Origin of the sequence: Bacillus sp. GMs2/2, assembly GCF_050172095.1 — a bacterium.
GTDB classification, from domain to species: Bacteria; Bacillota; Bacilli; order Bacillales; family Bacillaceae_G; genus Bacillus_A; species Bacillus_A cereus.
The window spans coordinates 1-1,218 of record NZ_JBNLYE010000710.1 but is presented as its reverse complement, the minus strand read 5'-3'; the positions used below and the strand labels follow the sequence as shown (position 1 = coordinate 1,218).

The window sequence follows — 1,218 nt, the reverse complement described above, 5'->3', positions numbered from 1 at the left end:
ATAGCTATTTATTCTCTTTTTTTCTAAATTTATCCATAATATTATAAGCAACTATATTCCATATTAAAGAAAGTACGGTAACAAAAAGTACAGCTAAAGAAAAATAAATCCTATCCTTCCATGTATCATGTACAATCATGCCCAGTATAATCATTATTAACGCACCAACACATATAACTATTTTTGAAAATTTTTGCATTCTATTATCTCGCTTCCTTCTCAAACTTAAATGAAACTCCTGCGGAATCTATAACCATACCCACCTATTATAATCTCACCTTTGACACTTCTATCATAATCACCTAATACAGGTATATAATCAGGTGTCTTAATTTTAATAATTTCCGCTTCATATGTTTGCAATACTATCAACGTTTCAAATGTCCTTTATACATTCCTTATTTAACCCCAAAATATTAAAATATGAATATTATAAAAATTAACTATCTACTTCCCATCAAAATTATGGTAATCCTATTAAACCTGGGGTTACCCCTTCTACCTTTGCCCATCCAAACGAGCACTCAACTAACATTTGATTCTTACACTTAATTTTTAATAAACCCTCTTCTTCTATCGTATTTATTTCAAAATAATCAATTATATTTTCTGTCCCTAAACCTTTTATTGTTAAATTATGAATAGTAAAGAAAGATATCTCTACATAAATTACATCCCACTTATTCCATCGCTTTGGCTTGTTTTCAACATTTTCCTTTGTCATCAATTGAATAACTAAAGTCGGACCATCTCTTTTAAGACGCACATCTAATAACTCTGATTCTTCCAAATTTGGTATTTTCCCAAAAATACTAATTAACGCTTGGGGATTTAAAAATTTAAATTGATCAATCATTTTTATACTCCCTATTTATTATTTCTCTTCTCAAAATAATAATGATCCTCCATACCATCTACCTGTCCTGTTCGTGTATTGTATTCAGGTCTTACATTATGATGCAGTGGATGATCTCCAACTCCACCTTCTCCAAACTTATGACCCTCTGAATGATCTTGATTCTCCTTTTACTTCATATGTAAATTCTCGAGTCATAATAGGCTGTTTATTATCATTTAATATCCTTTTACCATTACTATCTGTTAATGGTACCATTTTTTTACTAATCGGGTGTTGAAATCTAGGTATATTTAATTGTCTTTTAATTTCTTTTAAACTAGCCCCCTAGATTCATGAAAATTTTCCCCCTCAATCTTCTT

General features: G+C 29.9%; 2 protein-coding genes. Both read right to left on the bottom strand.

Annotation, left to right across the window (positions count from 1 at the left end):
- Positions 1 to 463: 463 nt before the first annotated feature.
- Positions 464 to 856 (bottom strand): immunity 50 family protein, encoded by a 393-nt coding sequence (locus ACQGS6_RS28900; RefSeq protein WP_000566925.1) that lies wholly within the window; start codon positions 854 to 856, stop codon positions 464 to 466.
- An 11-nt stretch (positions 857 to 867) separates the two neighbouring features.
- The gene (locus ACQGS6_RS28895) at positions 868 to 963 is read right to left on the bottom strand and encodes an HNH/endonuclease VII fold putative polymorphic toxin (RefSeq protein ID WP_242785551.1); all 96 of its coding nucleotides are present in this window, start codon (positions 961 to 963) and stop codon (positions 868 to 870) included.
- Positions 964 to 1,218 lie beyond the last annotated feature (255 nt).